This window comes from Frankia sp. Mgl5, from assembly GCF_023242985.1.
Classification (GTDB): domain Bacteria; phylum Actinomycetota; class Actinomycetes; order Frankiales; family Frankiaceae; genus Parafrankia; species Parafrankia soli.
The window spans coordinates 35,376-44,649 of the sequence record NZ_JALKFY010000643.1 but is presented as its reverse complement, the minus strand read 5'-3'; the positions used below and the strand labels follow the sequence as shown (position 1 = coordinate 44,649).

The following is a 9,274-nucleotide window of genomic DNA, read 5'->3' as shown; positions in this document are numbered from 1 at the left end:
CCCCCCGGGGCCCCGCGGTGCCCCCCCGCACCCCCCGCCCCCCCCCGGGCGCCGCCGGCGGCCCCCCGCGGGGGCGGCGCCCCCGGCCGGGGCGGCACCGCGCTCGCACCCGGCGCCGCCGAAGCAGCCGAGGTCCCCGAGGCCGCTGGAGCTGCCGGAGCTACCGACGTCGCCAAGGTCACCGAAGCCGGTGACCTGTTCCCGGGCGATGACGCGGTGGAGCGCAGCGGCCCGCCGTCGGTGCTCGACGGGCTTGATCCCGACCAGCGACGCGCGGCCGAGCACGTCGGCGGGCCGATGCTGGTCCTCGCCGGCCCCGGCACCGGGAAGACCCGCACGCTCGTGCACGCCATCGCGCACCGGGTCCGTGAGCTCGGCGTGCCCGCCGAGCAGTGCCTGGCGGTCACGTTCACCCGCCGCGCTGCCGGCGAGCTGCGAGAACGGCTCGACGTCCTGCTCGCGCCAGGCCCGGCCGGGACGCGCGCCGAGAACACACCCGCGGACGGCACGCCCACAGAGGCGGCGTCCGCGAGCGGTGCGCCCGTGGACGAGGCACCAGGAGACACGGGGAGGCCCGGCGCCGGCGCGCTGGCGACGACGTTCCACGGTCTCGGCCTGCTGATCATCCGGGAGCAGCATGTGGCGCTCGCGCGGGCGCCACGGGTGCAGGTGGCCGACGACGCCATCCGCGGGGAGCTGATCGACGAGGCGATGCACGGGGCCGACGGTCCCGAGGCGCGGCGCCGCGCCTCGGCGGAGCTGGCCGAGCTCAAGCGGCAGCGCGCCCTGGGGCGCACCTACCGGGACCACGCGCTCGCCGGGGTGCTCGCCCGCTACGACGCCGCACTGCGTGATCGCAACATGGTCGACCTCGACGACCTGCTCACGCTGCCGTTGGGGCTGCTGCGGTCGAACCCGGACCTGGCGGCCGAGTACCAGCGGCGCTGGCGGCACGTCTGGGTCGACGAGTTCCAGGACATCGACGAGGTGCAGTACGGCCTGCTGCGCGAGCTCTGCCCGCCCGCGGCCGACCTGTGCGCGATCGGCGACCCCGACCAGGCGATCTACAGCTTCCGCGGCGCCGAGGTCGGCTTCTTCCTGCGCTTCGAGCAGGACCGTCCCGGCGCCCGGCGGGTCTCGCTCACCCGCAACTACCGCTCGACGCCCACCATCGTCGGTGCCGCGCTGGACGCCATCGCGCCCACCACCTTCGTGCCCGGCCGCGAGCTGCGCGCGGTGACCGGCCTGGACGAGGACGGCCCCGTCGTCGTCCGGCAGTGCGCGAGCGAGGCCGAGGAGGCCATCGCCGTGGCCGACCTGATCGAGGAGGCCCTCGGCGGCACCTCGTTCCACTCCCTCGACTCGGGCGTGGACGGCTCGGAGCGGGGCCGGCTGTCGTTCGCCGACATCGCGGTGCTCTACCGGACGGCGCGCCAGGCCGAGCCGGTGATGGACGCGCTGGTGCGCCGCGGGTTCCCGTTCCGCCAGCATGCCCACACCCCGCTCGCGGACGTCCCGGCCGTCGCCGCGGTGCTCGCCCTGCTGCGCGATCGCCGTGACACCGCGCCCCGTACGGTCACCGCGCTGCTACGGGACGCGGCCGCGCGGCTCGCCGACCTCGCCGCGGCCGCCGGCACCGAGCTCGGCACCGCTGCCGCCCTCGCGCCCGGTGTCGCTCAGCCCGGCGGGGTCCCGGCGGGACGGCTGCCGAGTGAGGCGGAGATCCGGCGCGCCGCGGAGCTGCTCGCCCCGGCGGCCGCGGTCGCCGGGGACGATCTCGGCGCGTTCCTCACCTCGGTGACCCTGGCGACGGAGGTGGACGGGCTCGACCCACGGGCGGACCGCATCTCCCTGCTCACGCTGCACGCGTCCAAGGGGCTGGAGTTCGGCCTCGTCATCATCGTCGGCTGCGAGGACGGCCTGCTACCGCTGCGCTGGGGTGGGTCGAGCCCGTCGGCCGACGCCGAGGCGGAGGAACGGCGGCTGCTCTTCGTCGGGATGACCCGGGCCCGCCGCCAGCTCGTCCTCACCCATGCCGCCCGGCGCCGGCGCGGCGGCGACCTGGCCGACACCGGCCCGTCGGCGTTCCTCTCCGCCATCGACGGACGTCATCTCGACAAGCGCACGCGGGCCGCGCAGGGCACAGCCGCCGCCGCACGCCGCCGGTCAGCCGGCCGCCAGCTCCGCCTGATCTGACGGCGCGGCGGCTGGCCCGGGGCGTATCCGTCGAGCCAGCCGCGCCCGGGCGGTCAGCCGATCCGGGCGAGGGGGAAGCGCCGCGCCGCCGCGTCGAGGACGTCCAGGAGGGTGTCGATCTCGGCGTCGGTGTTGGCCGCGGTCACCTGGATCCGCACCCCGACCTGCTCCCGGGGCACCAGCGGGAACGGCGCCACCGTCACGTAGATCCCGCGCTCGTAGAGGAAAGCGCCGAGCGCGTCGGCCCGCGCCGGGTCGATCAGCGGGATCTCGATGATCGGGTAGCCGGAGGTGTTCAGCGTGGTCAGCCCGAGCGCGCGGATCCCCGCCAACAGGCGGGCGGTGAGGCCGTACAGGGCCACCCGCGCCCGCTCGCCCCGCTCGGCGTTCACCCGCAGCCCGACCTGCGCGGTCGCCAGCGAGGCGACCGGGGGCGGGCCGGAGAAGATGTACGGGTTGGCCATCGTCTTCAGGAAGTCCTTGAGCTCGGTCGGGCACGTCGCGAACGCGAGCAGCGAGGAGTAGGACTTCGAGAACCCGCCGACCAGGATCAGGTCGTCGTAGCTCTGCCCCAGGTGCCGCACGATCCCGTTGCCGCGCAGGCCGTACGGGGTGGGTTCGTCCGGCGCGCGCTCGCCGATGACCCCGAAGCCGTGGGCGTCGTCGACGTACAGGACGGCCTCGTACGCCCGGACCAGCTCGAGCAGCTCTGCCAGCGGCGGGCCGTTGCCCGTCATGCTGTTCACCCCGTCGATCGCCACGACCCGGGGATAGGCGGTACATGCCCGCAGCCGGCGTTCCAGCCGATCGAGCCGGTCCTCCCGGAAGCGCCGGACGGTGGCGCCGCGGCCCAGCGCCATCGTGGCGCCGTCATGCACCGAGCTGTGCGCATGCAGCTCGACGAACAGGGTGCCCTGGCCGACGAGTGCGGGCAGCACCGACAGGTGGATATGGCTGATGGTCGGGAGTAACAGCGTGTCCGGCGCGCCGAGAAGGTCCGCCAGCGTCTCCTCGATCTCCACGAACAGTCGTGGATTAGCGATGATGCGTGACCAGCTCGGGTGGGTTCCCCAGAGATCCAGATACTCCGGAACGGATTCGATGATCTCGCGGTCGAGATCGAATCCGAGATAGTTGCAGGACGCGAAATCGATCAGCCAACGGTCGCCGATGCGAATGCGCCGGCCGTCGATCTCGTCCACCCGCGAGTCGTAGAACGGCGACTGGCGGCGCATGTGGTCCATCTCCGCCATGACGCCGTAGGGCCGGGCCAGGACGTGGCGGATGCCTGCGCCGACGTGGGCCTGCGGGCGCCCGGCCGGGGGAGTCCCGGCGTGACTGGGGGTTCCGGCTCCGGGTGCGGGTGCGGGCCCGGGCGGCGCCTCGCGGGCGGCCGGCGCCGCGGGGTCGGCCAGGTGCGGGGAGATCTGTTGTGGGGAGAGCGGTTTTGTTACCGATGCCGTCCGGACTGTGGTGGGTGGTGCCGGGACATCGATCATTGGCCTGCGGGCCGGTTCGCTGGACGAGGGCAGGGATTCCGAGGTCTGCGACACCGGCTTCCTACTTCCGGTCGCAGGTCGGGCATGCGGGCATCGGCGCCATCGCCGTCACCGGCCTTTCAGGATCGCCGGAAACATTCTCTCCGGGTCACGGGAAACGAAAGAAACGACGGAGTGCCGCCCGGTGCGCCGTAAATCGTATTGCGAAGATCGTGGCGCACGGCGAAGATCTATGTATGCACATTAGCTCGGAGAAGGGGCTTTTTCCACCGATGGCGGAGATTCCCCCGCTCTGCGCCGGCCGAGCGGGCGAGGCCGGCGGGCCGGCTGCTCTGATCGGGGGCCGGCTGTGCCGGGCGCCGCCACGGGCGGACAACCCTGTGGGGGCACAGTGTTATCGTCCCCGGCATGTCCGAGACCGCGTCCGCCTCGAGCCCCCCGACGTCGAGCGCGCCGGCTTCGAGCACGCCAACGTCCAGCAGGCGGGCGTCGGGGGACCGGCCCGCCGTGCGCGACCTGCCGTACTCCGGCTTCGGTCTCTCCCGGTCGGTCACGCTGTTCCGCGCGCACCGCAAGGAGCCGGTCGACCCGGCCGGTTTCTACTCGCTCATCGCGGCCGACTCCGTCCGCCAGCTCCGCCGGTACACGACGCTGTCCGGCCAGCTGGTGCTGGATGTCGGCGGCGGCCCCGGTTACTTCCGGTCCGCGTTCCTCGACGCGGGCGCCAGGTACTACTGGGTCGAGCCCGACGTCTCCGAGATGGAGGCCGGTGGTCTCGATGTGCCCGGCCGGATCCGTGGGAGCGCGCTCGAGCTGCCGTTCCGGAGCGACTCGATCGACCTCTGCTACAGCTCGAACGTGCTTGAGCACGTACCCGACCCGTGGCGGATGTGCTCGGAGCTGGTGCGGGTGACCCGCCCCGGCGGGCTGATCTTCCTCAGCTACACGAACTGGCTCTCGCCGTGGGGCGGGCACGAGACGGCGCCGTGGCACTACCTCGGTGGTGACCGCGCCGCCGACCGCTTCGAGAAGCGGCAGGGCCGCCCGCCGAAGAACCGGTTCGGCCAGACGCTGTTCCCGGTGTCCGTCGCCGGCACCCTCGCCTGGGCCAACCAGCGCTCCGACGTGGTCGTCGTCGACGCGATGCCGCGCTACCTGCCGGACTGGGCGAAGGTCATCCTGCGCGTCCCCGGCGCTCGTGAGGTCGTCACCTGGAACCTCGCCATGCTCCTGCGCAAGATCTAGTGTTTTAGCGCCCTGCCAGAGCCCCGGCCTCCGGGCCCGGCCGTCACCGCGCGGCCCGGCCCGGGTCGGCGGGCTCCCCGGGCGGCGCCGGTGGGCGTCTCGGGGGGCGGGTCTCGGCGGGGCCCGGCTTGCGCGGCGGCGCCAGGCGGGAGACGGGCAGCCGGTCGCAGACCATCCGCGCCTCGTCGTCCCGGACGGCCCGCAGCGTCGCGAGGAACTCCGCGCGCGGCACCTCCCGGGCCCCGAGTGTCGTCAGGTGCGCCGTCGTCAGCTGGACGTCCAGCAGCGCGCCGCCGGCCCGGCCGAAACGGTCGAGGAAGTCGACCAGCGCGACCTTCGAGGCGTCCGAGGCCCGGTGGAACATGGACTCGCCCATGAAGACCCGTCCGACCTGGACGCCGTACATCCCGCCGACGAGCGCGTCGCCGTCCCAGATCTCGACGCTGTGTGCCCAGCCGAGGGCGTGGAGCCTGGCGTAGCCCTCGATCAGCTGCTCGGTGATCCACTGGTGCGGCCCGTCGCGGCGGCAGGCCCGGACGACGTCCACGAAGCACTCGTTGAGCGTGCTGGTCCAGGTGCTGTTGCGCATCCGGATGACGAGTGAGCGCCGGATCCGCATCTCGCCCGGCGCGAGGACGGTCCGCGGGTCCGGGCACCACCAGGGCGGGTCCACGTCGTCACCCGGGCTGTCACCGGCGGCGCCAGCCGCGCCGGCGGCGGCGGCCGCACCAGCCGCACCGGCGGTGCGTTCAGGCACGTGGCCGATGAGCGGGATGACGCCGCGCGCGGCCGCCGCGCGCAGTGCTCCGCGCAACTCGGCCGCCTCGGCGAGGTCGTCCGCCGGCCAGGGGAAGGCCCCGCGGCGGTAGGCGCCGATCAGCGCCGGGGGGGTGAGCCCCCCGCCCGCCGCCACCGGTCCGTAGGCGGCTGCCCGCTCCAGGTATGGCTCGATCAGGGGATGATCCCAGCCCGACCGGGGGGGTTCGGGTAGCGGCGGGGTCAGCCCCACAACTGGCCCGCGGGGGTTCGCGCGCCGGTGCCGCCGTCATCGTGATCGTCGATCTCGGCCGCGATCCTGGCCGCGGCCTCCGCCGTGGCGGCAGCCTCCGCCTGTGCGACCGCCTCCGCCTGGGCAAGGGCTTCAGCCTGGGCCACCGCGACCGCCTCGCCCGCAGCCTCCGCCGAGGACACATCGACCACCTCAGCTGCCACCTCCGCCGCCGCCTGCGCTGTCGTCGTGGCCTCCGTCGTCGCCTCGTCGGCGGCCGTGTCGACCGCCGCCCGGACGACCGGTGACGACAGCATCGCCGTGACCTCGTCCGCGGGCCGCGGGCGCCCCAGGAAGTAGCCCTGGGCGACGTCGCAGCCGTAGTTCCGCAACTTGTCGAGCGTGCTCGCGCTCTCCACGCCCTCGACCACGATCCGCAGGCCCAGCGCGTGCGCGAGTCCAACCGTCGACCGGACGATCGCCTCCGCCTTCGCGCGGCGCAGCCCGGATCCGTCCTCGAGCCTCGTCACGAACGACTTGTCCATTTTCAGCATGTCGACCGGAAGCTCCTGGAGGTACGCCAGCGAGGAGTAGCCCGTGCCGTAGTCGTCGACGGCGATCTGCACGCCGAGCTCGCGCAGCTCGCCGAGCACCGCCGCGGTGCGTACCCGGTCCAGCATCAGCGTCGTCTCGGTGATCTCCAGCTCGAGCGCGGACGGCAGCAGCTCGTATTGGGCGAGCAGCCCGCGCACCTGGTCGGGGAACGCGCGGTCGAGCAGGTCGGAGGCGGAGAGGTTCACCGCGACGGCGACCTCCAGGCCGGCCTCGCGCCACCGCCGGCACTGGGCGAGCGAGGTCTCGAGCACCTCGATCGTGAGCATCCGCATCAGGCCGGCCTGCTCGGCCAGCGGCACGAACGACTCGGGCGTCAGCAGGCCGCGGGTGGGATGGCGCCACCGCACGAGGGCCTCGACGCCGTGCGACCTACCCGAGTCGAGCTCGACCTTGATCTGGTAATGAACCTCGAGCTGACCGGTGCCCAGCGCGGCGCGCAGCGACTCGATCATGTCCAGCCGCAGCAGCGTGTTCACCTCGGCGCCGGGGCGGTAGTACTCCACCCCGGTCCGGCCGGACTTCGCGCCGTACATGGCGACGTCGGCCCGCTGCAGCAGGGTCTGTGCGTCGGCGGCGTGGTCCGGGTAGAGCGCCGCACCGATGCTCGCGCCGACGTGCAGGGTCATCCCGCCGACCTCGAAGGCGCCGGACAGCGCCACCAGGACGCGGTCGGCCACCCGCCGGGCGGTGTCGGCGTCGGCGTGCTCCAGCAGGACGGCGAACTCGTCCCCGCCGAGCCGGGCGTGCAGGTCGCCGGGCCGCAGCGCCCCCGCGATGCGGGACCCGACCTCGACGAGCAGCGCGTCGCCCACATGGTGGCCCAGCGAGTCGTTGATCTCCTTGAACCGGTCGAGGTCGAGCAGGAGCAGCGCGAACGAGTCCCCGTCGGCGATGTTCCCCTCGAGTGTGGACAGGCGCTCGATGAACCCGCGCCGGTTCGTCAGGCCGGTGAGGTCGTCGGTGCGGGCGAGCACCTTGCTCTCGGCGAGCTGCTGGACCTCGACGAAGGTCATCGCCGCCCGGGCCAGCGCGGTGAGGACCGTCGCCGCCGCGAGCACCACGGTGAGCAGCGGAAGATCCATCATGGAGCCGATGACCAGCAGCGCCAGTGCGAGGACGGTCAGCACCAGCGGTACCGCGATCACGCTCCAGCCGGACATCCGCGCGGGCTTCCGCCAGGGCTGGCGCTGCCAGGCGGCGAACGCCGGGGCCAACAGGGAGAGCACCCAGACGATGTCCAGCAGGCCGCCCGGCGCGTAGTCGCCGTCCGCCATCAGCACGAACACGCACGAGTCGGCGAGGGCGAAGCCGACGAGCCCGCCGCCGAGCAGCCACCACACCCGGCCGGGATGCCAGCGCAGCAGCCCGAAGACCGTCACCACCAGCAGGACGAGGAGCAGGTCGGCGAGCGGGTACACCAGGCCGACCACGACAGAGGAGATGTCCGCGAGGCCGTCCGTGGTGAGGCGCGCGCCGATGCCGCTGCTGAGCGCGGCCACCCCGAGCACACCGACCAACGCGTCGAGCCACACGCTCGCGTGGAACCGCAGCACCCGCTGGCGCAGCAGCAGGATGACGGCCACGTAGCAGGCCGGATAGAAAAGCAGCCAGCCGACGTCCGCCGCCGACACCCCGACCGCCGCCCCCTCGGCCGGGCCGCTGACCGCGAGGCTGAAGTAGACGCTGGCCGTGCCGTAGCTGATGATCCCCGCGCCGAACAGTGCCCAGGGCAGCCGCTCACCGCGCAGCAGGACGGCACGCAGGATGCACAGCAGCCCCGAGACGAGCGTGACAAAGGACCGCAGCGTGACGACGGCCGGTTCACTTCCCCGCGTCCCGGTGATCGTGACTGCCACGAACAGCACGGCCGCGAGCAGCAACAGCATCTGCGCCAGGCGGATCAGGCGGAACCTGCGTGGCGCCGGCGGCGAGATCGTCAAGCGTCACCTCGCCGGATCCGGGCCGGCCGGCCGGGAACCGGCCCGCCGCGCACGGTGGTGACGGGCGGCTGGACCAGGCGGCGTCGAGTACAGGAGAGGTCTCCTCCCCACCTTGGCGCCCTGGCCCGGCTGACGGCGCACTGACGCGCGCGCTCGCGCCCGGGCGGGCATCGCGGAAGCGGCGCTGTGACCGACATGACTGGGCCGGTCTCGGCGGCCGGACCGCTCTCGATGGGCGCGGCCGGCGCGCGGGCGTGCACGGCACACCCGGGCCGGGCTCGGCCCGCTCGTAGGGGGATCGCACCCGCGGCGGGTGGGCCGCTGGCACCGCGGGGCGCCGGGGCACGGGCCGTGGCACCCCCAGGCGCGCCGTCGGAACGATCCGCCCGAAAGAAAAGGCTACGGCGGTTCCGGGCACCCCGCCACCGGGACCGCGCCGGGTCGCGTCGCCGGAACAGGCTGTGACCGGTGCAACGAATGACAAGCCCGGACATGAGAGGAATTCTCATACATGAGTGTTGGCAGGTCGCGACGGGTGGTGGTCCGTGGCCGGGTGCCTGGGTGGGCGTTGTGCGCACCACCTCGCCCGTCGCTGTGGGCCATAGGTCGTGGAGGCCCGACGGCGGCTCCGGCCCGCGGCCGTGGGGTGTGCTCGGATCGTGGCCGCGGGGCGCGGGTGTGGGGTGTGCGCAAGGCGGACATGGGGGGCGGCGCAAGGCGGGCATGGGGGGCGGAACGTGGCCGGGTGGGCGGCGCGCGGGCTGGCCCGTTGGGGAATGCCTGTGCGGGCG

5 protein-coding genes are annotated in these 9,274 nt (G+C 73.7%); 2 read left to right on the top strand and 3 right to left on the bottom strand.

Going from position 1 to position 9,274, the window contains the following annotated elements:
• Window positions 1–2,196 (top strand): ATP-dependent helicase (locus MXD62_RS20695; RefSeq protein ID WP_248831155.1); only part of this gene is annotated, 2,196 nt, incomplete at its 5' end.
• Between the two features lie 53 nt (window positions 2,197–2,249).
• Here MXD62_RS20695 and MXD62_RS20690 read toward each other — a convergent pair.
• Window positions 2,250–3,695, bottom strand: a complete 1,446-nt coding sequence (locus tag MXD62_RS20690; protein WP_248831159.1) for a pyridoxal phosphate-dependent aminotransferase family protein — start codon at window positions 3,693–3,695, stop codon at window positions 2,250–2,252.
• Window positions 3,696–4,202: 507 nt separating this feature from the next.
• Between MXD62_RS20690 and MXD62_RS20685 the strand changes: the two genes are divergently transcribed.
• The gene (locus tag MXD62_RS20685) at window positions 4,203–4,940 is read left to right on the top strand and encodes a class I SAM-dependent methyltransferase (protein ID WP_248831154.1); all 738 of its coding nucleotides are present in this window, start codon (window positions 4,203–4,205) and stop codon (window positions 4,938–4,940) included.
• Between the two features lie 43 nt (window positions 4,941–4,983).
• On the opposite strand, the gene aat is transcribed toward MXD62_RS20685, so the two are convergent.
• Window positions 4,984–5,949, bottom strand: a complete 966-nt coding sequence (gene aat / locus MXD62_RS20680) for a leucyl/phenylalanyl-tRNA--protein transferase (RefSeq protein WP_248831153.1) — start codon at window positions 5,947–5,949, stop codon at window positions 4,984–4,986.
• Window positions 5,940–8,429 (bottom strand): EAL domain-containing protein, encoded by a 2,490-nt coding sequence (locus MXD62_RS20675; protein ID WP_308301294.1) that lies wholly within the window; start codon window positions 8,427–8,429, stop codon window positions 5,940–5,942. Before MXD62_RS20675 ends, aat begins: the two co-directional genes overlap by 10 nt.
• Window positions 8,430–9,274 lie beyond the last annotated feature (845 nt).

Bases quoted from the DNA above. Each gene is read 5' to 3' on its own strand.
- MXD62_RS20690 (WP_248831159.1), bottom strand. From the start codon at position 3,695: ATGATCGATGTCCCGGCACCACCCACCACAGTCCGGACGGCATCGGTA.
- MXD62_RS20675 (WP_308301294.1), bottom strand. From the start codon at position 8,429: ATGCTGTTGCTGCTCGCGGCCGTGCTGTTCGTGGCAGTCACGATCACC.